General features: G+C 67.2%; 22 protein-coding genes and 1 pseudogene. 12 read left to right on the plus strand and 11 right to left on the minus strand.

Features of this window, described 5'->3' with window-relative positions; translation table 11 throughout:
• Positions 1–121 precede the first annotated feature (121 nt).
• Positions 122–1,867, minus strand: a pseudogene (locus tag QC765_RS01155) (cation:proton antiporter); the annotation flags it as partial.
• 98 nt (positions 1,868–1,965) lie between these two features.
• Between QC765_RS01155 and QC765_RS01160 the strand changes: the two are divergent.
• Entirely contained in the window at positions 1,966–2,232 is a 267-nt protein-coding gene (locus QC765_RS01160) for a DUF1876 domain-containing protein (protein WP_278312579.1), read from the plus strand.
• On the opposite strand, the gene QC765_RS01165 is transcribed toward QC765_RS01160, so the two are convergent.
• On the minus strand, positions 2,229–2,975 hold the full coding sequence (locus tag QC765_RS01165) for a GNAT family N-acetyltransferase (RefSeq protein ID WP_278312580.1): 747 nt from the start codon (positions 2,973–2,975) through the stop codon (positions 2,229–2,231). The two genes, QC765_RS01160 and QC765_RS01165, sit on opposite strands and share 4 nt — an antisense overlap.
• A gap of 232 nt (positions 2,976–3,207) precedes the next feature.
• On the opposite strand from QC765_RS01165, the gene QC765_RS01170 reads away from it, so the two are divergent.
• The 4 genes from QC765_RS01170 (at position 3,208) to htpG (ending at position 7,945) form a co-directional block, all read left to right on the plus strand.
• The gene (locus tag QC765_RS01170) at positions 3,208–5,070 is read left to right on the plus strand and encodes an ABC transporter ATP-binding protein/permease (RefSeq protein WP_278312581.1); all 1,863 of its coding nucleotides are present in this window, start codon (positions 3,208–3,210) and stop codon (positions 5,068–5,070) included.
• Positions 5,071–5,186: 116 nt separating this feature from the next.
• Positions 5,187–5,420: a hypothetical protein gene (locus tag QC765_RS01175; protein WP_278312582.1), complete on the plus strand. Its 234-nt coding sequence runs from the start codon at positions 5,187–5,189 to the stop codon at positions 5,418–5,420.
• 60 nt (positions 5,421–5,480) lie between these two features.
• Complete coding sequence (locus QC765_RS01180; RefSeq protein WP_278312583.1) at positions 5,481–5,975, plus strand: DUF6174 domain-containing protein; 495 nt, start codon at positions 5,481–5,483, stop codon at positions 5,973–5,975.
• Positions 5,976–6,025: 50 nt separating this feature from the next.
• A complete protein-coding gene (gene htpG / locus QC765_RS01185) occupies positions 6,026–7,945 on the plus strand; it encodes a molecular chaperone HtpG (protein ID WP_278312584.1) in 1,920 nt (639 codons plus the stop codon).
• 62 nt (positions 7,946–8,007) lie between these two features.
• On the opposite strand, the gene uraH is transcribed toward htpG, so the two are convergent.
• Complete coding sequence (uraH, locus tag QC765_RS01190; protein WP_278312585.1) at positions 8,008–8,331, minus strand: hydroxyisourate hydrolase; 324 nt, start codon at positions 8,329–8,331, stop codon at positions 8,008–8,010.
• A gap of 162 nt (positions 8,332–8,493) precedes the next feature.
• On the opposite strand from uraH, the gene QC765_RS01195 reads away from it, so the two are divergent.
• On the plus strand, positions 8,494–8,763 hold the full coding sequence (locus QC765_RS01195) for a hypothetical protein (protein WP_278312586.1): 270 nt from the start codon (positions 8,494–8,496) through the stop codon (positions 8,761–8,763).
• 178 nt (positions 8,764–8,941) lie between these two features.
• Here QC765_RS01195 and QC765_RS01200 read toward each other — a convergent pair whose 3' ends face one another.
• A complete protein-coding gene (locus tag QC765_RS01200) occupies positions 8,942–9,253 on the minus strand; it encodes a hypothetical protein (RefSeq protein WP_278312587.1) in 312 nt (103 codons plus the stop codon).
• A 198-nt stretch (positions 9,254–9,451) separates the two neighbouring features.
• On the opposite strand from QC765_RS01200, the gene QC765_RS01205 reads away from it, so the two are divergent.
• Positions 9,452–9,925, plus strand: coding sequence for a hypothetical protein (locus QC765_RS01205; protein WP_278312588.1), 474 nt, complete (start codon positions 9,452–9,454; stop codon positions 9,923–9,925).
• On the opposite strand, the gene QC765_RS01210 is transcribed toward QC765_RS01205, so the two are convergent.
• Complete coding sequence (locus QC765_RS01210; protein ID WP_278312589.1) at positions 9,894–11,378, minus strand: amidase; 1,485 nt, start codon at positions 11,376–11,378, stop codon at positions 9,894–9,896. The two genes, QC765_RS01205 and QC765_RS01210, sit on opposite strands and share 32 nt — an antisense overlap.
• A gap of 63 nt (positions 11,379–11,441) precedes the next feature.
• Between QC765_RS01210 and QC765_RS01215 the strand changes: the two genes are divergently transcribed.
• Positions 11,442–11,768, plus strand: a complete 327-nt coding sequence (locus tag QC765_RS01215) for a hypothetical protein (RefSeq protein ID WP_278312590.1) — start codon at positions 11,442–11,444, stop codon at positions 11,766–11,768.
• 122 nt (positions 11,769–11,890) lie between these two features.
• Entirely contained in the window at positions 11,891–12,739 is an 849-nt protein-coding gene (locus QC765_RS01220) for an SAM-dependent methyltransferase (RefSeq protein ID WP_278312591.1), read from the plus strand.
• An 8-nt stretch (positions 12,740–12,747) separates the two neighbouring features.
• On the opposite strand, the gene QC765_RS01225 is transcribed toward QC765_RS01220, so the two are convergent.
• The 3 genes from QC765_RS01225 to QC765_RS01235 form a co-directional block, all read right to left on the minus strand.
• Positions 12,748–13,023, minus strand: a complete 276-nt coding sequence (locus QC765_RS01225; protein WP_278312592.1) for a hypothetical protein — start codon at positions 13,021–13,023, stop codon at positions 12,748–12,750.
• 269 nt (positions 13,024–13,292) lie between these two features.
• On the minus strand, positions 13,293–13,901 hold the full coding sequence (locus QC765_RS01230; protein ID WP_278312593.1) for an FMN-binding negative transcriptional regulator: 609 nt from the start codon (positions 13,899–13,901) through the stop codon (positions 13,293–13,295).
• 283 nt (positions 13,902–14,184) lie between these two features.
• The gene (locus tag QC765_RS01235) at positions 14,185–14,535 is read right to left on the minus strand and encodes a hypothetical protein (RefSeq protein ID WP_278312594.1); all 351 of its coding nucleotides are present in this window, start codon (positions 14,533–14,535) and stop codon (positions 14,185–14,187) included.
• A gap of 89 nt (positions 14,536–14,624) precedes the next feature.
• On the opposite strand from QC765_RS01235, the gene QC765_RS01240 reads away from it, so the two are divergent.
• The 3 genes from QC765_RS01240 to QC765_RS01250 all read left to right on the plus strand — a co-directional run bounded on the left by QC765_RS01240 (position 14,625) and on the right by QC765_RS01250 (position 16,978).
• Entirely contained in the window at positions 14,625–15,269 is a 645-nt protein-coding gene (locus tag QC765_RS01240) for a class I SAM-dependent DNA methyltransferase (protein ID WP_278312595.1), read from the plus strand.
• A gap of 68 nt (positions 15,270–15,337) precedes the next feature.
• Positions 15,338–16,393 carry a DNA polymerase III subunit beta family protein gene (locus tag QC765_RS01245; RefSeq protein WP_278312596.1) on the plus strand — a complete coding sequence of 352 codons (1,056 nt, stop codon included), beginning with the start codon at positions 15,338–15,340 and terminating at the stop codon, positions 16,391–16,393.
• Between the two features lie 75 nt (positions 16,394–16,468).
• Complete coding sequence (locus tag QC765_RS01250) at positions 16,469–16,978, plus strand: hypothetical protein (protein WP_278312597.1); 510 nt, start codon at positions 16,469–16,471, stop codon at positions 16,976–16,978.
• A 97-nt stretch (positions 16,979–17,075) separates the two neighbouring features.
• Here the strand turns inward: QC765_RS01250 and ppc are convergent, their stop codons facing one another.
• The 3 genes from ppc to QC765_RS01265 form a co-directional block, all read right to left on the minus strand.
• Positions 17,076–19,871, minus strand: a complete 2,796-nt coding sequence (ppc, locus tag QC765_RS01255; RefSeq protein ID WP_278312598.1) for a phosphoenolpyruvate carboxylase — start codon at positions 19,869–19,871, stop codon at positions 17,076–17,078.
• A gap of 40 nt (positions 19,872–19,911) precedes the next feature.
• Positions 19,912–20,130, minus strand: coding sequence for an RNA-binding S4 domain-containing protein (locus QC765_RS01260; RefSeq protein ID WP_278312599.1), 219 nt, complete (start codon positions 20,128–20,130; stop codon positions 19,912–19,914).
• Positions 20,131–20,275: 145 nt separating this feature from the next.
• On the minus strand, positions 20,276–20,473 hold the full coding sequence (locus QC765_RS01265; RefSeq protein WP_192039318.1) for a hypothetical protein: 198 nt from the start codon (positions 20,471–20,473) through the stop codon (positions 20,276–20,278).
• Positions 20,474–20,726 lie beyond the last annotated feature (253 nt).

The raw sequence follows: 20,726 nt of genomic DNA on the forward strand, positions 1-20,726 counted from the left end.
CGAAGGCGAGAGGAATCGTCGGGTCGGGATACCCACCAATGGGCTCGGTGATGCCCATGCGGTCGAGGATCGCCGCGGCGAGTGGTGCTGCGGCCGCGCGGGGCGTGTCGATGATGCGGTCCGCGCCGGTGGGTACTAGTTCCCTCGCGTTGGCGGCATCGGTGGGCCGCAGCACGATCGCGGCGGCGGGCGCGAACTGCCGGATGACGGTCGCGAGGTGCCCGGTCTCGCTGCTGGAGTTCTCGCAGATCACCACCAGGCAGGCAGCATCGAGGCCGGCTTCCTCGAGCACGGTGTGGCGATGCGGATCGCCCCGCACCACGTGGTGCCCGGCGGACTCGGCCTGCTCGGCGAGGTCCGGGCCGAGGGTGGTCACGGTGACCGGGATGCGCCGTGCGGCAAGGGTGGCCGCGATCTCGGCAGCCACGGGGCCCCAGCCGAGGATCAGCGCCCGCCCGCCATGCGCGAGGCCGTCGCGTGCGAGGCCGCCCCGCGCGAGCCCGTCGTCACTTGGTGCTTTTACGCGCGGCGCCCGGGCCTGCAGCAGCGCGCCGAGCCGTTCGCCCGCGGTGGAGAGCAGCGGCGTGATCACCATGAGCGCCACGGTGACCGCGATGAGGACTTGCTCGCCATCCGCGCCGAGGCCCGCTGGCTCGAGCCCGGCCGCGCTGCCGGAGCGTTGCAGGACGAAGGAGAACTCGCCGATCTGCGCGAGGAGGAACGCGCCAGCGAGCGCCGAGGGTGCCGCGACACGCACGGCGCGCAGCGCGATGTAGGTGCCGATGAGCTTGATGACGATCACCGCGATCGCGAGCACCAGGACCAGCCACCACAGGCTCAGCAGCACCCCGAGGTCGAGCAGCATTCCGATGGATACAAAGAACACCGCGCTGAAGAGGATCTGCAGCGGCAGGATCTCCCCGAGGGCGTGCGCGCTGTGCCGGGACTCGCTGACCACCAGGCCCGCGAGGAACGCGCCGAGCGCCACGCTCACCCCGGCCAGCGAGGTCAGGTAGGCGGTGCCGAGCCCGAGCGCGACGACGGTCAGCAGGAACACCTCGGGCGAGCAGGTGCGGGCTACTCGCTCGAGCAGGGGCGGCATGATCTTCCGCGCGATCACCAGCACCAGCACGAGCACGAGGGCAGCCGTTCCGAGCGCGGTCGCTAGCTCACCGAGCGCGCTGCCGCCGTCCTCGTTGGTGCCCGCGCCGAGCAGCGGGACGACGAGCACCATGAGCACCACCGCGAGATCCTGGAAGATCAGCACGCCTAGCGCGGATCGACCCACTGCCTGGGTGGAGCGCCCGGTGGCGGCGAGGACCTTGAGCACGATCGCGGTGGAGGACAGCGCCACGAGCATGCCGGTGAACAACGCAGTGTTCCAGTCGCCGCCGAACGCCATGACCAGGGCCGCGGTGATGCCGGTTGTCAGGAGCACCTGCAGGCCGCCGCCGACGAGGACCAGCGTCTTGATCTCGGCGAGCCGCCCCAGGGAGAACTCCACGCCGATGGTGAACAGCAGCAGCATCACGCCGATGTCGGCGGCGGCCTCCACTGTCTCGGTGTTGTCGACCAGCCCGAGCTGGTGCGGGCCGATCAGCACCCCGGCGAGCAGGAAGCCCACGATGGGGACGATGCGCAGGCGGATCGACACATACCCCACGAGCCCCGCGGCGACGAGCAGCGCCACCACTGGTCCCAGGTATGCGGGGCTCTCACCCGCGGCCAGCACCATCATCGATGTTCCTCCTCCGATCGCGCCCCGCGAGAGTGCGAAGAACGACACTCTCAGCGCGGAAACCTGACGTTTATCGCACTCTCGCGGCGAGCACGCACCCCTAGCGGCGTGTGGGCGCCGGCCAACCATGCTCGCACCGTTTTGGAGCCCGGTGCCTATAGACAATCGCACACCATCGGCGCAGGGTGGGAGATGGAGCGGGTCCGGCACCGATCCGAGGAGGAATCATGCAGGACAAGCGATGGTGGATCGACATCAAGATCGACGAGCGTGGCAGCCAGACCCGGGCCGAGGCCAGGTTGCACGCCAACGGCGAGCTGCGGCTGACCGCCACCGGCGAGGCTCGGCGCAATCCGGTTGATCCGGACGTGCCCAAGATCGGCGATGAGCTTGCTGTCGCGCGAGCCTTGCAGGATATCGCTCACAGCCTCGTCGAGATCTCCGCTACCGACATCGAATCAGTCAGCCACACACAGGTCCAGGCAAACGCCTAGGCGCTGGCCACCCGCGGCGTCGAGCACGTCGTCCTGCCGTCCTGCGCGAGAGAGCCCAGCTGCTCCTTCGCGAGCGAGCGGGCGATGCGCTCGGTGAGGTTGTGCTCCACGGTTGCCCATTCCTCGGCGATGATGGAGAACAGCACGGTATCGCGGACGGTGCCGTCGGGGCGGCGGGCATAGCGGCGCTGGGTGCCCTCGTAGACCGCGCCGAGGCGGGTGATGGCGAGCTGCGAGCGCGTGTTGCGGGTGTCGGTGCGGATCTCGGCGCGCCCGACGTTGAGCGCCTCGAACGCGAGCCGCATCAGCAGCAGCTTGCATTCCGGGTTGACGATGCTTCCCCAGATCTGTGGCGTGTAGAAGGTGCCACCGATCTCGAGCCGTGCGTCGGCGGGCGAGACGTTGGTGTAGGACGTCGTGCCGATGATGGAGCCCGCGGGCAGGCCCTTGTACTCGCGAGCGAGCCGCACCGTCCATTGCTGCCAGTTGGACAGTGTGCGGCGCGCGGAGAACAGCGCGTGGAGGTCGGAGGCGCTGCGGGGCCGCTGGACGGGCACGAACGCCCAGACCTGATCGTGGTCGAGGCACGTGAACAGCGCCTCGGCATCGGTGTCGGGGTCGAGCGGACTGAGCGAGACAGTCGTTCCGGCGAGGGTGGTGCCTGCCGGGATGGGCCACTGCATGGTGGGCCAGGGTGTGTCAGTCGGCCGCGGATCGGCCACCGGCACGAAGGGCTGGATCATGCGCTCAAGTATGCAAGAAGATGCGGCGAAAATCGCCCCTTCGCAGCGACCTTTTTCGCGTCGCTTCGCGGCACTTGCCGCACCCACTCCCACCTGCATCGTTGATGGACTGCGCACTGCTTGGCGAGGGAGGCGGCACGCGAGCCGAACCGTCAATTCGGCGCCGGTTTTGCACGGATCTCGGTAGTGTTCACCGCCGGTTCATCCTGCGGTGGAATGGGAGCGCTCGCGCATGGTTGGTGCATCGGGTATCGATTGGGGCCAGGAGCTCGTCACCAGCATCATCTGGATCCTGCGTGCGTTCGCCATCTCGTCGGTGGCCTTTGGCATCGCGGCGTTCCTGCTCGCTCGCTACACGCGCTGGGGCCGACAGTTCTGGCGGATCACGGGCCCATACTTCTCGGGCCGGGAAGCCCGCCGCACCCTGCCGTTCGTGGCCCTGCTTCTCCTGATGATGGTCTTCGGCGTCCGCATGGCCGTGCTGTTCTCCTACCAGGGCAATGACCTCTACACCGCGCTGCAGAACGCGGGCTCGGCGCTCGCCGGTGGCGACCAGGCAGGCCTCGATGCGGCGATCGAGGCCTTCTGGGACTCGATCATCGTGTTCGGAGTGCTCGCGACGATCCACGTCGTGCGGGTACTGCTCAACTTCTACATCGGCCAGGCGTTCGATATCCGGTGGCGGTTGTGGCTCAACAAGCACACCATCGATCATTGGCTCGAGGGGGGCGCCTACTATCGCAACCGGTTCGTCGATCGCACGATCGACAACCCGGACCAGCGCATCCAGCAGGACATCACCGCGCTCGTGCAGACCTCGCGATCCCTCGCCATCGGGGCGATCGGGTCGATGGTGACGGTGGTGTCGTTCACGATGATCCTGTGGGATCTCTCGGGGCCGCTGACGATCCTCGGGGTGACCATCCCGCGGGCGATGATGTTCCTGGTGCTCGGCTATGTGCTGGTCACGACGGTGGTGGCGTTCTGGATCGGCCGCCCGCTGATCCGGCTGAACTTCATCAACGAGCGGCTCTCGGCGAACTTCCGTTATTCGCTGGTGCGCTTGCGCGATACCGCCGAGAACGTGGCGTTCTACCGGGGCGAGGGGGTGGAGCGGCGCGGGCTGCTCGCCCGGTTCGCCGCGGTGATCCGCAACTACTGGGACATCGTCTTCCGGACGCTGAAGTTCGATGGCTGGAACCTGACCGTCAACCAGACGGCCGTGATCTTTCCCATCGTGATCCAGGCCCCGCGGTTCTTCTCCGGGCAGATCACGCTGGGCGACCTGACCCAGACCGCGCGGGCGTTCGGCGAGATCCATGACTCGCTGTCGTTCTTCCGTGAGGCTTATGACATCTTTGCCGACTACCGGGCATCGCTGATCCGGCTCGATGGGCTGCGGATGGCCAACGATCGATCGCGGGAGCTTCCGCGGCTCGCGGCGAGCGCGACGGGCTCGGTGCTCGCGGTGCGCGGAGTCAGTGTCTCGACCCCGGATGGACGTACCCTCATCGAAGGCCTCGACCTGGATCTCGAGCCTGGTGATGCCCTTGTGATCAAGGGACCCTCGGGCGCGGGCAAGACCACGTTGCTACGGGCGCTGGCCCGGATCTGGCCGTTCGCCACGGGCGAGGTGCGCCGCCCCGAGGGCGAGCAGACATTGTTCCTCTCGCAGGTGCCCTACCTCCCCCTCGGTGACCTGCGTTCCGCGGTGGCCTATCCCGCGGATCCGGGAGGCATCGACGACGAGCGGATCCGCGCGGTGCTGCGCGCGGTGCATCTCGGCCATCTCGCTGAGCGGATCGAGGACGAGGCCGACTGGTCGGCCGTGCTCTCGCCGGGCGAGCAGCAACGGCTCGGCTTCGCTCGGGTACTGCTGATCCGGCCGGCGGTGGTCTTTCTCGACGAATCGACCTCCGCGATCGACGAGGGCCTGGAGTTCTCGCTGTATGAGCTCGTGCGATCGGAAGTGCCGGAGACGATCGTGGTGAGCGTGGCGCACCGCAGCACGGTCGATCAGCATCACACGCATCGCCTCGTGCTCGATGGCGAGGGCGGATGGCAGGTGGATCGGATGGTCGCGGCGCCGCAGTGACCGGCGGCAGCGCCGGGCCCGGTGGCGGCCAAGAACTGCCCGGGCTCCGCGCGACGCGGGCCCGGCAGTGTGCCATGCTTATGTGACCAGCGCCACACACCTTGATGGAGGCAGTCATGTCCGTCGCACGCCGTATTGCCACGATCGCCGCAGGAACCGCTCTCGCGTCGTCGGCGCTGCTCGCCGCGCCCGTCGCGCAGGCCCAGTCCCCCCGCGATCTGCTGCCCGAGCCCACCCCCGCGCACCTGACTCTTCTGCCGTACTGCGAGGAGTCGAGCCTGCCGTTCTTCGGCCCCATCATCATCTGCCACCTGTTTGTTGGTGACGTCACGTTCTCCCGCCCCTGGTAGCCCCAAGGCAGGCAACACGCTGGCCGATCGAGCTGGATCGCTGGGCTACCCTGGGGCACCATGCGCATCCCGATGACCGCCGTCCCGCTCGCGGCCAGCGTGGTCGCCGCCACCCTGATCGCTGCCTCGTGCGGCTCCCCCGAGGACAGCGAGGCGCAGGCGGACGCGTCAACGCCTCCTGGCGAGCCCACCACGATCGAGCAGGCGCGGGCACTGTGGGCCGAGCGGCGCCCGGACAACTATCAATACACCTTGTCCACGTCGTGCTATTGCCCTGCCGAGATGATCGCGCCGCGCACCATCACCGTGGAGGGCGATACCGCGACGGTGATCGATCCGCCCTGGGACGAGCGGTGGAGCATCCACCCGCGCGACACGACCATCGATGTGCTGCTCGACTCCCTGGAGGAGGTCATCGCGACCGCTGATTCCGTGGAGGTCACGTTCGATGCCGAGCGTGGCTTCCCTGTCTCGGTGGAGATCGACAGCAGCAAGAACGCCCTCGATGACGAGATGGCATACACCATCACGCTGTTCGAACCGATCGCGGAGTAAAATGCCTGCGTTCCCGTGACCGTCCAAGCATGAAACGAAAGGAATGATTGGTGAGCACCCAGGTTGAGGAGCGCGAGTTCCAGGCCGAGGCACGACAGCTGCTCGAGCTGCTGATCCACTCGGTGTACTCGAACAAGGACACGTTCCTGCGCGAGCTGATCTCGAATGCCTCCGACGCGCTCGACAAGCTCCGGATCGAGGCGTTCCGGAACAAGGACCTCGTGGTCGACACCGACGACCTGCACATCGAGATCGATGCGGACAAGGATGCCCGCACCCTCACCGTGCGCGACAACGGCATCGGCATGACCCGCGACGAGGTCGTGGGCTTGATCGGCACGCTCGCCAAGTCCGGCACCGCCGAGCTGCGCCGCGCCCTCGCCGAGGCACGCAAGGCCGATGGCGGCGAGGCCCCCAGCGAGCTGATCGGCCAGTTCGGCGTCGGCTTCTACTCCACCTTCATGGTGGCCGACAAGGTCACCATGGTCACCCGCAAGGCGGGCGAGGCCACTGGCACGCGATGGGAGTCCGAGGGCACCGGGACCTACACCATCGAGGAGTTTCCCGAGGCGCCGCAGGGCACCGCGATCACCCTGCATCTCAAGGATTCCGACGACGAGGATCACCTCTACGACTACACCACCGAGTGGAAGATCCGGGAGATCGTCAAGCGGTACTCCGACTTCATCGCATGGCCCATCCGCATGGAGCAGGAATCCACCGTCGACGGCGAGACCACCACCGAGACGGTGACCCTCAACTCGCGCAAGGCCCTGTGGGCGCGCCCCAAGAGCGAGGTCACCGACGAGGAGTACACCGAGTTCTATCGGCACATCGGGCATGCCTGGGACGAGCCCCTCGAGGTGATCTCGATGCGGGCCGAGGGCACGTTCGAGTACCAGGCGCTGCTGTTCCTGCCGACCCATGCCCCGCATGACATGTTCGCCCGCGACCACAAGCGCGGCGTGCAGCTCTACGTCAAGCGCGTGTTCATCATGGACAACTGCGAGGAGCTGATGCCGGAGTACCTGCGGTTCGTCAAGGGTGTCGTCGATGCGCAGGACCTGTCGCTCAACGTCTCCCGCGAGATCCTGCAGAAGGACCGGCAGATCGGCCGCATCCAGAAGCGCCTCGTCAAGAAGGTCCTGTCCACCATCAAGGACCTGCAGGCCAACAGCGCCGACAAGTACCGCGCCTTCTGGGGCGAGTTCGGCCGCGTCATCAAGGAAGGCCTGCTGTTCGACTTCGACAACCGCGAGACCCTGCTCGAGATCTCGTCCTTCGTCTCCACCCACACCGTCGGCAACGACGACGAGCCCTGGACCACCCTTGCCGGATACGTCGAGCGCATGCAGGAGGGCCAGGAGCACATCTACTACATGACTGGCGAGTCCCGGCAGCTCGTGGAGAACTCCCCCCATATGGAGGCGTTCAAGGCCAAGGGGCTCGAGGTGCTCATCCTCACCGATCCGGTCGACGAGATGTGGGTCGATTCGGTGCACGAGTACAACGGCAAGCAGTTCCGCTCCATCGCCAAGGGCGATATCGACCTCGACACGGACGAGGACAAGGAGAAGAACGAGGAGCAGGACAAGGAGTTCGCCGAGCTGCTCGCCTCGCTGAAGGAAGCTCTGAGCGACTCGGTGAAGGACGTGCGGCTCTCCCACCGGCTCACCAGCTCGCCCGCGTGCCTGGTCGGGGAGGACTTCGACATCACTCCTACCCTCGAGAAGCTCTACCGCGCGTCCGGGCAGGAAGTGCCGACGGTCAAGCGGACCCTCGAGCTCAATCCCACCCACCCGCTCGTGGAAGCCCTGCGCGCCAAGCAGTCAGGCGGCACCGACGCCGAGGCGCTGAAGCCGACGGCGGAGCTGATCTACGGGATGGCATTGCTCGCCGAGGGTGGCGAGCTGACCGACCCGGCGAGGTTCGCGTCACTGCTCGCTGACGCGCTCGCCCGCACCCTCTGATCCCAGAGGCTTGACGACGGCGGCCGGGGCGGGGGAAGCAAGATCCCTCGCCCCGGCCCCCGTCAGCTGCCCCGGTAGGTCGTGTAGGAAAACGGCGAGACGAGCAGCGGCACGTGGTAGTGCCGGTGCCCACCGAGCACCATCGACACCACTACCTCCGGGTTGAACGCCTGCACGCCCTTCGTCGAGAAGTACGGGCCGGTCCCGAACACGAGCCGATACACCCCCGTGGGCAGGTCCTCGCCCGAGATGTCGCTGATGCGGCCATCGCCGTCGGTCACCAGCGAGGCGATCTCGGCCCCGTCCTGCGCCTGCAGCACCACTGTCACCCCCGTTGCGGGCTCGCCGCGGGTGGTATCCAGCACATGAGTGCTCACCGTTGCCACTGGCTCCTCCTCCCGGGACCGCTTGAAGGGTCCCCACCGCGAATCCTCGCAGGCCCTGATGGCCTTACTGTAGATCCTGCGCCACGATCGCGGCCCGCGCACCGGGTTCCGCACCGCCATCGCGATCTGTTCGGCGGCGGGATCCTGTGGCATCGTGAACATATGGAACCAGCACCAGCCACCCAAGCACGTCGCCGCGGCGTCGCCCGCGCTGCCACCCTCGCTGGGATCGCCACCGTGGCCGCGCTCTCGCTGCCCGCTACCGCTGCCGCCCACCAGCCCGGCGAGACCACCCCCGGCATGCCACTGCCCTACTGCGAGCCCCTGCCGATGATCCTGATCTATCCGCCGCCGCCCGCGGTGATCGAGTGCCACACCCAGCTCGGCGACTTCCGGTTCATGCTGCCGCCCGGCGTCCAGTGGCCCTGGTAGTTTCGGCTCGCCCCTAGGCCTCCGCACGACGCTGCCCCGAGGCCTCCGCACGACGGCAAAAGCACCGGAAACCGTCAAACGCGATAGAAGCGATCCTGCGTTTTCCGTGACTTCTATCGCGTTTGCGCCCACGGCACAGCGGTGGACCAGCTGACCAGGCTCGGCAGCGCCGATCGCATCAGCGCCGCCGCAGCAAGCAATCCTCATCGCTGGGAACGATCCCTCGCAGCATCAGCGGGCACGGTTCGGCGATCTGTCGCAGCCATGATGCATGGGTCCGGTGGTTGCTGCGCGCATCGTCGAGTCGATAGCGCGCGAGGCGCTCGCTGAGCTCGGCAATATCCGCAGAGGGCGTGCCTGCGAGATCGTTGACGCAGCCACCGAGGATGGCCGCGATCAGCCGCCGCGGGAACATCCCTTGATAGGCCTCATCGAGGCGCTCGACGCCACGCGCGCAACCCTGGCAGATCTCGTGGCTCGTCTTCGTCACCCGCTCATTACCGCATGGCTCGCACGTTGCGGGACAGGGGCATTCGTCCCTTCCTCGTAGGGACCAAAGCCAGAGCCGGATGGTATTGGGCTCGCTACCATCTAACTTGCCGCCCCGATCTGCTGGCGCTGCCCCCAGCGCTGGCCCCTCCCAGCACCGATTCCCCAGAGTTGCCGAAACCGTGAGGAATGCTCCGCGATGACCGAAGCCAACAACGAGTCGATCCTGCTCTCCCCCGTCGTCCAAGCCCACATGAGCCGTTTGCGCAACGCGCTCGCTGGCATGGACGACGAGGAACGCGACCGGCTGCTCATGGCCGAGGCGGAACGGGTATGCGAGGCCGTGGCTGCCGCGGAGGTGGATCTCTCCGACGACCGTGCTGTCGCCAGGGCGATCCGGGTGCGGGATGGCCTGGACGAGGCGGTCGGCTCGACGCCGGCGCCAGCCCGGGAGATGCCGCGCAACGCCCCGCAGAAGTTTGCTGTCATCCTTGGCGTCGTGGCGCTGGTGTTCGCGGCGATCGTGCCGCTCGCGGGCGTGGTGCTGGGCGTCATCGGTATCGCCGTCGCATTCCAGCTACCTCGCACCACCGCGGGGCGCGGCTACATGCTCGCCGCCGGCGCCGCCAGTATCGCCGCGCTCATCGCTGGAGCGTGGCTGCTGCTGTCGTGAGCGAGACCTCCGGCCAGTGGCCGGCCCACGGCTGTGCTTCCTCGAGCTCGGCGGCCAGCGCGAGCAGCATTTCTTCCCCGCCGGGCGGGCCTACCCACTGCGCCCCCATGGGCAGTCCTTGCGCGGTGCGATGCAGCGGCACTGACATCGCCGGCGCACCGGTCAGGTTGGCCAGCTGGGTGAACGGCACCACCTCGAGGTTCTCGCGGACGTGCTGGCGCCAGACATCCAGTGCCGCCAGTCGCTCGACGAGCCCGAGCTTGAGGAGGGGGCGCACTGCCGCGACCAGAACTCCAGGTGTGTCGAGCTCGCCGATGCGGGGCGCGGGCCTCGCGACGGTGGGGGTGAGGAAGAGATCGAAGCGGTCGTGGAACTCTGCGAGACCGCGCGCGTATCCGTGCCAGCGATCGTGGCTGGCATAGAACTCGGGCGCGGTGGTGGCCCGTCCGAGGGCAGCGAGAACGCGGGTATCGAACTCGAACTGGCCCTCCGTCGCGCCCCACGCCCGCTTCGCCTCATCGATCTGCGCAGCGGCGTAGACGGAGAACGCGGTGATGAAGTCCTCGGCCAGCGCGCGCCCATCGATCGCTAGGGATGCTTCCACGACGGTGTGGCCAAGCTCCTCGCACAATGCAGCCGCCCGCTCCACCGCGTCGACCGCCCCTGGCGAGACGTCGCTGCCGGTCGGCGACGCGGCCGAGTATCCGATGCGCAACCGTCGTGGCCGCGACCGGGTGGCCGCGGTGAACCTGCCCTCGCGGGGGCCGTCCGCCATCACATCGAGCATCAGCGCGGAATCCCGCACCGTCCGTGAGACCACCCCATTTACGCTCGCCCCGAAGAGGTACGACTCGTGTGACGGTCCGTCGGGAACCAGGCCCCGGCCCGGCTTGAGGCCGAACAAGCCGCAGAATGACGCCGGGATGCGGATCGAGCCGCCACCGTCGTTGGCGCCCGCCGCAGGGACCACGCCTGCCGCCACCAGCGCCGCCGAGCCGCCCGAGGAGCCACCGGGCGTGCGGCCCGGATCCCAGGGATTCCGGCAGGGGCCATGCACGTGCGGCTCGGTCACGCCCTTGAGCCCGAATTCCGGGGTGCTGGTCTTGCCGAGGATCACCAGGCCAGCTTCGAGCCAGCGGCGCACCACCTCATCATGCTCGGGCGCGCGAGCGTGCTGCAGGGCCCGTGAGCCGAATCCCGACGGCAGGCCCGCGTAGTCCTGCATCAGGTCCTTGATATAGAACGGCACCCCAGCGAACGGCCCCGACAGCGGGCCCGCCACCTGGCGCGCCGCCTCGCCGAGCATCGGCCGAGCGATCGCATTGAGCACCGGATCGATCTGCTCGGCGGCGCCGATCGCGCACGCGAGCAACTCCGACGCTGTGACCTGCCCATCCGCGACCAACCCAGCCAGTCCGACGCCGTCATGCTCGCGATACTCATCAAGCCTCATCACGCACCTCCTGCATCGTGTCCACGATATGCCACCGTGCCAGGTCGCGCCTATGCTCGAACCATGCCAGCAGAAACCGTCTACGACGACGGGCAAGTACGCCTCGACGACACCGGTATCACCATCCGCCGCTACTACTTCCCCACAGGGGGCGACAAGCACGTCCCCTACGCCAGCATCATCAGGTTCGGGACACGCAAGCTCGACTGGTCGATCAACCGCGCCAGCGTGTGGGGGACCTTCAGCACCAATACCTGGATGCCCCTCGATATCCGGCGACGCAACAAGCGCACCGCGATCATCCTCGAAACCGGTGCGCTGATCCGGCCCGTCATCACCCCGGATCGCCCCGACGAGGTGCTCGCCATCCTCCGCGACCGCATCGCTTAGTCGGCCTGGCCCCGCCTCTGATCCGCAAGGCCAGGTTTGAATACTCCGGCGCGCGGGCATCCCCAACCGGCTATCGCGGTGCGCCTGCGGACTGCGCAGGTCCCGCCGAGGATTGGGGCGAAATGGCTGATCAGCTTTCCGAGGACCACATCAGCGCGACCGCTGTCGCGGTGGCGTATTTCCGGCATGTGGAGTCGGGCCGCGCTGATGCGCTGATCAGCGATGAGTTCGCGTGGCCGCTCGTGGAGGCCACCGGTCTGGGAACCCACCTGATCGGGCTTCCGGACGAGAACATGCGCCGCGTCATCGATGGCATCGCCCTGCGTACCCGTTTCATCGATCAAGCCGTCGAGGATGCGGTCGAGGCGGGGATCCGCCAGATCGTGATCGTCGCTGGTGGCCTAGATGCGCGAGCATTCCGGATGGAACTGCCCGCGGGCACGAGCGTCTTCGATATCGATCTCGGGCCGGTGCAGGACCTGAAGCGCGGGTTGCTTGCTGACCACCCCCGCGCGGAGCGGTGGCAACCTGTCGAGGCAGACCTCCGGGAGGATTGGGTGGCAGCGCTGCGTGATGCTGGATACGACGACGCCACACCGGCGCTGTGGATCTGCGAGGGAATCCTCTACTACCTGGCGCAGGAAGAATCTGATCAGCTTGTTGACACGATCACTTCCGCCTCGGCACCGGGGAGCCGACTGGTCGGCGACCATCGCGGGAAGGGAACATTGCTGCCTGGCCAGCACCAGGTCGTCGCGCAGCGTGTCGCTGACGCGGGCTTCGGGTTCCAGTCGATCATCACCGATCCCACCAGCTGGTTGGCAGGACACGGATGGGCAAGCGACTCCGCCATAACGCTCAAGACCTTCGGTTTACGGCATGGACGAGACCTCGGCTACAACGAGCAACCCGGCGCCGAGCTCGGATGGCTATACACCGCGCATCGCCCAACCCGTACCAGCTACAACTAGCATGCCCGCTATGGGCCCGGGCGACGCTGCTTCGACGCGGTCCGCAGCGCCATCCTCGCCCGCCAGGCCCGAACCCGCTGCCAGGCCAGATCAGCGCCGCTCACCCGCAGCAGCATGAGAACGCCAAGGACGAGCAGGAGCAGCAGCGCGGACACCCAGCCACCCAGCAAGGTCACCACCGTCACCGCCAGGACGACACCGGCGAGTACGGGGACCGCTCGCGTGATCGGCCCAGTGGGCACGGGCGCCCCCGAGCTCCGGGAAACACCCACGCCCAGTGGCATGTGTCCATGCCTGGTGTCAATGTGTGCCCCAACCACTGCGCTCCCCTTCCCCGCCACGCATCGGTACGCGCCGGGCCACTGGTGACATTTCTTGATAGTCCCTTTCCACGCTACGCATGACCTGGGCCAATATCCCGTGACTTAGCTGTGGCGTTGCTGACGAATACCCCTCGGCAGTGACGTGGCCCAAGGCCCTACGGATTGACCGCGAGCAGCGACAACCTGCTCACTATCCGATCGGCATCGAGCAGCGTCGACCTGCCGCTGAATCAAGACCGTTGTTCCGCGGGGAGTCCGGACAACCAGTCGAGCATGGCGAGGTATTCATCTGCTCCCCCGCGTCGGACAAGGTCTGCGCGAATGCCGTCCTGATCGATCGTGGACCGTTGCGCGCTGACTTTTTCTTTCCGTTCGGCACGTGTGATCGCGATCTCGAAGGCAACGATCGCGGGGCGCGCGCGCTCGTAGAAGGCTAGGTCCGTGGGCCCGATCTTCGCGCGCAGCCGTGGATCGAAGACCTCCACTGAGGCTAGTAGGCTGTCGACGGTTTCGGTGTCGTCCATGACCTGCGGCTCACCGTGCAGCGTCGCTGTGCAGTAGTTCCAGGTGGGCACGGCTGACTTGACCGCATAGCTCTCGGGACTCACATAAGCGTGCGCGCCATCGATCACGCACACAGTGACTGACGGCTCGGCCCAGAGCTTCCAATGCGGGTTCGCTCGCGCGACGTGTCCTGCTACGCAGTCTGTCCCGTCGCGGTGGGTGTAGTAGAGCGGCACCCGCGAGGTCGCGACCCTGCCGGATTCCAGGCTGACGGTGACAATCTGGCAGAGCGGGTACTGCACGAGCAGTTCGTTCCAGTGCCAGCGGGGACTCATGCGATTCCTTTCGCCTGTGCGCTTGGCCAAGCGGCCGAAGCAAACAGTAGGCGGATCGACCGAGTCTTTGCCAGTGATTATTCTGAGCACGCCTGATTTGTTCGAGATGTGCGTATTGCGACTTCAAGACTTGGCCTGAACTCGCCACGCAGTGACTCAGGTTGCAAATGCAGTTCATCCAGCGGCACCCGAACTGTCATTCTCAGCCTCGCCAACAATCGATTCGCCATGCGGACAACCATGCGATCAATGTGGCTTTCGGACAATCACGCGTGCTGAACGATCACTCTTCGCTATTCTCTGGATCTTCACGGCCAATACGCACATAGGCGTAATTGGTGGGATTAGCTTCACGATCTTCTGGAGCGTCGGCAAAGCTCTTGGCCACGCGCTGCCAGCGCCTGGATTCCTCGCGCAGCGCGCACGCCGCCCCCTCCCTGTACACCTGGGCCTTGCCAAGCGCCTCGTAATCGCCCGCGACGTTGGGCAGGTTTCGAGCCTCGTGCTCCAGGGATTCCGCGACGTACCGGACCTGCTCCGCTACCTGCGTGAAAAGCTCAGAGAGCGCCTGTGATTGGGGGGCCGCTTGCTGGACCATCTCAAGCGCCCGGACCAGCTCTTTACTATGTTTCATGAGTGCATGATTCCACGACGGGGACTGTTGCTCGATCAGGCGCCAACGTTGGTATCCCGCGCGATGGCGAGGCACTAGCGTCACTGCTTGTGACCGAGTATTCCCCGCAACTTCGTGCGACGGCAGATGCCTACGATGCCGTCGCTACGCGCTATGCCGAACTGGTTCGCGATGAGCTGGATGGCCTCCCGCTGGATCGCGCGGTGCTGGCGGCGTTCGCCGAGCTTGCTCGCGCCGGCGGTCCCGGACTGGTCGCCGATCTGGGCTGCGGCGAGGGGCGGGTAACCGCGCACCTGCGGGATCTGGGCCTGGACATCTATGGCATCGACCTATCGCCGGTGATGATCGACCTCGCTCGCGCGACCCACCCTGAGCTTCGGTTCGAGGTTGGTTCCATGGATGCTCTGGACCTTGCGGAAGGCACGCTGCACGGCATCGTGTCCTGGTACTCGATCATTCACATCCCGCCCGAGGAGATGACTTCGTGCTTCGCCGAGTTTCACCGGCTGCTCGCGCCAGGTGGCTGTCTCTTGCTCGCCTTCTTCGAGTCGGAGGATGGGCCGATCACGATGTTCGATCACAAGGTGACAGCGGCCTACCGGTGGCCGATCGATGACCTCGCGCAGCTAGCCAGCGAAGCTGGGTTCGTCGAGATAGGTCGGATGCTGCGCGGGCCGCGCGAGGATGAGCGCTATCGCCGGGGCCATTTGCTGATGAGTAGCAGGACCGACTAAGGCGAGTCGTTGTTGACGGCTGCTATCGGGGTTGACCTTCGAGCTGGTTGAAGCCGCACAATGTTCGCGTGGCTGACCCAGAGTTGATGTCGATCGGCGCGTTCGCCAAAGTCGCCGGCCTGACGGCGAGCGCGTTGCGATTCTACGGCGACGCCGGCTTGCTTCGCCCCAAGCAGGTCGACCCGCTGACGAGCTACCGGTTCTACTGCGAGTCGCAGTTGGCGCGTGCAGTGCAGTTGCGTCAGTTGCGCGAGATAGGGATGCCACTGCCGACGATCGGCCAGTTCTTCGCTGCCACACCAGAGGGGGCCGCACGGCTCATCGACGAGCAGGTGGCCAAGGTCGCCGCAGAGGCTGCCGGGATTCGACAGACCGCTGCGAGGCTCAAAGCGTCCCTCGACGAGGGCACCTGCCTCCCCCTGTGTGTTCTACCGGGTCCGGTCCTCGCCGCAGCGGTCGATCAGGTCCTGGCGACGACTATTCACGACCCCGAGATCCCGGTCCTGGCCGGTGTCCGCCTGGAAGTAGACCCCGACGCGATCTCACTGACCACGACCGATCGCTACCGCCTTGCCACGCGGACGCTGGTGCCCAGCCAGCCATCTGCGGCCTCGTGGGCCGGAACGCTGGCCGCAGACGACCTCCAGAGCACCACCTCCCGCCTCCGGCGCAGTCCGACCGTGACGTTGGAAGCGGGCGAACGGACGCTGGACCTCCGAACGAAAGACGGCACCGTGGCCCACTGCCGCCTGCTGACCGAGATCTTCCCTGACTACAGGCTCCTGATCGGGTCGCTTCCCGCGGTAACCCATCGAGCGACGATCGAGACGCATCAGCTCCTCAAAGCGCTAGAGCAAGCGCCGGAAAAGATCGGCCTGAGGATCGCGGACGGCCAGCCGACTGTCCTGCTACCCGATGCCGCCGTGGCTCTCAACGGCACCGCGACGGGCCCCGACCTGACCCTCTGGTTCGAGCTGACCACGTTGTACCCCGCGTTGAGCCACGCGCTCGGCAACGACGTAATCGTCGATCTACGCGGACCTGACCAGCCAGCTACTGTCCGGTCAGCCGACGACGGCGACCTCACCACGCTCGTCATGCCCTGCCGGACCAATCAGTCCTGACGGACGACCGCACCTTGAACCACGGCTAGACCGCCTCATCAGCCAACCGAAGACGACAAGGACTGGACCGATCTCATGACAGACACTGCCGCGACTCCCGATCCGACGATGGAGGCGATCGGCAACGCCGTGGTCCTCGGACGCGAGGGCGACACCGAGTCGGCTCGGCGCGGCCTGCTCGGCGTCTGGCAGCAGATCGGGCCTGCGGGCGACCCGTTGCACCGCTGCACGCTCGCTCACTACTTGGCTGACCTCTACGAGGCCCCGGCGGAGGCGCTCATCTGGGACGTCCGCGCCCTCGACGCCGCCGACGCTCTCACCGATGAACGCGCCCAGCAACATCACGCCAGCCTCCACGTGGCCGGGTTCTACCCGAGCCTGTACCTCAACATCGCCGACAACCTCCGTCGCCTGGGCGCGTTTGAAGCGGCTGCCGAGCACATCAACCACGCCGAGCAACACACATCCGCGCTGTCCGACGATGCCTACAGCCGCACTATCCGCGCGGCCATCAGCGAGGTTCGCCAGGCCATCGGCAACCGCGACACCGCACGCCGAGCGTCCGCGCCCGGTGCGGCCCAGTGACGCGCAAGAACTCACCGCTGGCGGCGGTTGGCGGATCCGCGATCGACGGATTCTCCCGGCGCGCTCGCACCGAACCGTTCACCGACGCCCGCCACGGCTACCCCGTGTTGCGCAGCGCGGTGGCGAGGCCATTCATCGTCATGTGGATGGCGCGGCGGACCAGTGGGCTATCGTCGCCGGACCGGTAGCGGCGCAGCAGTTCCACCTGCAAGTGGTTGAGCGGCTCGAGGTAGGGGAACCGGTTGTGGACGGAGCGCTGGAGGGCGGGGTTGTCGCCGGCGAGATCGTCGTAGCCCGTGATGGCCTTGTACATGGCGATGGTGCGGGCGTGCTCGTCGCGGAGCTTGCCGTAGACGAGGTCGCGGACGGCGGTGTCGGGGACGAGGCTGGCGTAGCGGGCGGCGAGGCCGATGTCGGACTTGGCGAGCACCATCGCCATGTTGGACAGCACGGAGTGGAAGAACGGCCAGCGGCGGTAGAGGTCAGTGAGCTCGGCGAGGCGCTCGTCGTTGTCGCCGACCCACTCACGAAGAGCGGTGCCGGTGCCGTACCAGCCGGGCAGCATGACGCGGGACTGCGTCCACGACAGCACCCAGGGGATCGCGCGGAGGTCGGCGAGCGAGCTGGTTTGCTTGCGGCTCGACGGGCGGCTGCCAATGTTGAGGGCGCCGATCTCGGCGAGCGGGGTGGACGTGCGGAAGTACTCGAGGAAGCCGGGCGTGCGTTGCACGAGGTCGGTGTAGGCATCGCGGGAGCGGTCGGCGATCTCGTCGAGGATGGCGTAGGCGCGCTCGGCGTTGTCGCCGAGGCCCTCTACGTCGAGGAGGGTGGATTCGACGGTGGCGGCGAGGAGGCTCTCGAGGTTGCGGCGGGCCATGCCGGGCTCCGCGTACTTCGCGGAGATGACCTCGCCCTGCTCGGTGATGCGGAGCGAGCCATTGACCGCGCCAGGTGGCTGGGCCAGGATGGCCTCGTAGCTGGGTCCGCCGCCGCGACCGACGGTGCCGCCGCGGCCGTGGAAGAGGCGCAGCCGGATGCCCGACTCCTGGGCCGCGGCTACCAGTTCGAGCTCAGCGCGGTAGAGCGACCAGTTCGCGGTGAGGTAGCCGCCGTCCTTGTTGGAATCGGAGTAGCCGAGCATTACCTCGTGCCGGTCCCCCTGGGCGCGGACGAGCTCACGGTAAGCAGGGACGTCGAGGGTGGCGCGGAGGGTTTCCGCTCCGTGGCGCAGGTCATCGATGGTCTCGAACAACGGCACCACCCGCACGGGGCTAGAGGGCGGGGTGTCGTTGTTTCCGGGGTCGAGGATGCCTGCTTCCTTGAGCAGAACAGCGGCCTCGAGCATGTCACTCACCGAGGAGCACATGCTGACGATGTAGTGCGGCACCGCATCAGCACCGAGGTCCTCTATCGCCTGCGCGGCGGCGCGGATGATGCCGAGCTCTCCGCTCGCGAGGTCGCTGAGGGTGGCGTCGGGGCGCAGGAGGGGCCGCCGGGTGCCGAGCTCGCGGGCGAGCAGTGCCACCCGCTCGTCCTCGTCGAGGCTCGCGTAGTCCTCCTGGACACCGGCCCAGGCGAGCAGTTCCGCGATGACCTTCTCGTGGGTGTCGGAGTTCTGCCGCATATCAAGACCAGAGAGGTGGAAGCCGAAGGCGTGGACGGCTTCGATGAGCGTGGCGAGGCGATCGTCGGCGAGGATTCCATCGCTGTGGCCGCGCAGGGAATCACTGATCGCGACAAGGTCGGCCAGCAGCTCGGCGGGCCGGATGTACGGATCGAGCCCGGCCTCGCGGGCCGCGGGCGGGATCTCGTCGAGCACACGCGCGGCGGTGGCGGTGAGCCTGCCCATGATGCCGTTGATCGCGCGGCGGTAGGGCTCGTCGGACCGGAACGGGGACTCGTCGCCGGAGGCATCGGCGAGCGCGTTGACGGTGTCGCTGACGGTCACGAGTCGGTCGGACATGGATAGCTCCTGCTTGAGCTGCCCGAGCTCGGCGAGGTAGTAGCCGATCGCGGTGTAGGCGGCGCGGCGCGTGGCGGTGCGCACCACTTCAGCGGTGACATAGGGATTGCCGTCGCGGTCGCCCCCGATCCAGGAGCCCGTGCGCAGGATCGGTTCGGCGAGCAGCTCGCTGTTTGGCCAGCGGGTGCGCAGCTCGCGGCGGATCTCTGCGTTGAGCGCGGGGATCACCTCGAACAGCGACATGTCGTAGTAGCGCAGGCCCACGTCGATCTCGGTCTCCAGGCGCGGGCGGGTCAGCCGGATGACGGCGGTCTGCCACAGCGTGAGCACCTGGCGGCGCAGCGCGAGATCGATGCGGTCGAGGTCGGCGTCGTCGACATCGGGGCGGTGGCGCTCCCGCATGAGGTCGGTGATGCGCTTGATCGCCTCGAACACGGTGCGGCGCCGCGTCTCGGTGGGGTGGGCGGTGATGACCGGCGAGACGAGCGCGCCGTCGAGCCGCTCGGCCACCGTGCGGGCATCGAGATTGGCGTTCTCGAGCTTGCGGTAGGTCGCGGCGAGGGTGCTGTCCTGTGGCCCGGCGCCCTCCCGCCGATGGGTGGCGCGGCGTCGCTCGCGGTGCAGGTCCTCGGCTAGGTTGGCGAGCAGCGAGAAGTGGCTGAACGCGCGGATGACCGGGATCGCGTCGGCGGTGTCGATGCCGTCGAACAATGCCTCGAGCTCGCTGCGCTCGATCTCGGAGCGCCGCAGCCGGAAGGACTCGGTGCGGGCTTCCTCGACGAGGTCGAACACCCTGCTGCCGGATTGCTCCCGCACGATCTCACCGAGAAGCCCGCCGAGGAGGCGGATGTCCTCGCGGAGCAGTTCCTCGTCCGCGTCGGTGCGCGGCGCTGCGGGGGTGTTCACGAGTTCGCTGGATGTGGGCACCATTCCCCCAGTATCGCTGCCTCCGCGCGGATCTGCTTGCTTCTCAGTGCTTCCCGGCACGCACGCGCGCCTCCGCGCCCTGGAAGGAAACGATGTCGCCGTCGCGCAGCTGGCAGCCTCGTCGCGTCTCGACCGCGCCGTTGACATGCACGAGACCCTCGGCGATCACGGACTTCGCGTCCGCGCCGGAGTCGATGAGGTTGGCGAGCTTGAGGAACTGCCCGAGCCGGATCACCTCATCGCGAATGGTCACGTCGTTCAACCCGTTCCCCCTCTCAAGGGTCGTGGTGCGGAAGCGGCAACGGGCAGGGAGCGCGGAGCAGGATCCTGCTGCCCCTCGCTGCCTGCCCGGCCAGTCGAGCGATTCGTCGCGCCGGGGCGGAACAGGACCGACGAAGCGGGAGCTGCTAGATGATGCTGGCGCTCGGGAGGGACTCGAGGTCGTAGTCGAGACCGAAGTCGGCATCCGGCATCGCCTCGGCGCCGTAGGGCACGAGCAGGCTGTTGATCAGGTCGATCTGCTGCTGGGAGAACTGTTCCAGCCAGATCGGGAGGATCATGCCCATCATGTCGAGCATCGCGAACTCGGGGGGCAGTGCATCCATGGAGAGCTCCTTCGTGAGGACGGTGGGCTCCCGATACCCTATTCGATCGCTCCTGGGGCCGCACGGCGGGAAGCGCGGCCTGTGATGCTCGCGGGATCCGATCGTGGCCGCGGCGCGATGATCGTCTCGTCATTGCGCGACCCAGCCAGCACACCTGGTACTAGCCTGGATAGGAGCCTGGCTAGTGGCACGGTATCCACGAGCAGGCTTGCCCCCTGCCATTCCAGTGCTGTGGCACGCGTCCGCCGAGGAG

Origin of the sequence: Hoyosella levis (assembly GCF_026008515.1) — a bacterium.
Lineage (GTDB): Bacteria > Actinomycetota > Actinomycetes > Mycobacteriales > Mycobacteriaceae > Lolliginicoccus > Lolliginicoccus levis.

Bases quoted from the DNA above. Each gene is read 5' to 3' on its own strand.
- QC765_RS01160 (WP_278312579.1), top strand. From the start codon at position 1,966: ATGCAGGACAAGCGATGGTGGATCGACATCAAGATCGACGAGCGTGGC.
- QC765_RS01165 (WP_278312580.1), bottom strand. From the start codon at position 2,975: ATGATCCAGCCCTTCGTGCCGGTGGCCGATCCGCGGCCGACTGACACA.
- QC765_RS01170 (WP_278312581.1), top strand. From the start codon at position 3,208: ATGGTTGGTGCATCGGGTATCGATTGGGGCCAGGAGCTCGTCACCAGC.
- QC765_RS01175 (WP_278312582.1), top strand. From the start codon at position 5,187: ATGTCCGTCGCACGCCGTATTGCCACGATCGCCGCAGGAACCGCTCTC.
- QC765_RS01180 (WP_278312583.1), top strand. From the start codon at position 5,481: ATGCGCATCCCGATGACCGCCGTCCCGCTCGCGGCCAGCGTGGTCGCC.
- QC765_RS01195 (WP_278312586.1), top strand. From the start codon at position 8,494: ATGGAACCAGCACCAGCCACCCAAGCACGTCGCCGCGGCGTCGCCCGC.
- QC765_RS01205 (WP_278312588.1), top strand. From the start codon at position 9,452: ATGACCGAAGCCAACAACGAGTCGATCCTGCTCTCCCCCGTCGTCCAA.
- QC765_RS01210 (WP_278312589.1), bottom strand. From the start codon at position 11,378: ATGAGGCTTGATGAGTATCGCGAGCATGACGGCGTCGGACTGGCTGGG.
- QC765_RS01215 (WP_278312590.1), top strand. From the start codon at position 11,442: ATGCCAGCAGAAACCGTCTACGACGACGGGCAAGTACGCCTCGACGAC.
- QC765_RS01220 (WP_278312591.1), top strand. From the start codon at position 11,891: ATGGCTGATCAGCTTTCCGAGGACCACATCAGCGCGACCGCTGTCGCG.
- QC765_RS01225 (WP_278312592.1), bottom strand. From the start codon at position 13,023: ATGCCACTGGGCGTGGGTGTTTCCCGGAGCTCGGGGGCGCCCGTGCCC.
- QC765_RS01230 (WP_278312593.1), bottom strand. From the start codon at position 13,901: ATGAGTCCCCGCTGGCACTGGAACGAACTGCTCGTGCAGTACCCGCTC.
- QC765_RS01235 (WP_278312594.1), bottom strand. From the start codon at position 14,535: ATGAAACATAGTAAAGAGCTGGTCCGGGCGCTTGAGATGGTCCAGCAA.
- QC765_RS01250 (WP_278312597.1), top strand. From the start codon at position 16,469: ATGACAGACACTGCCGCGACTCCCGATCCGACGATGGAGGCGATCGGC.
- ppc (WP_278312598.1), bottom strand. From the start codon at position 19,871: ATGGTGCCCACATCCAGCGAACTCGTGAACACCCCCGCAGCGCCGCGC.
- QC765_RS01265 (WP_192039318.1), bottom strand. From the start codon at position 20,473: ATGGATGCACTGCCCCCCGAGTTCGCGATGCTCGACATGATGGGCATG.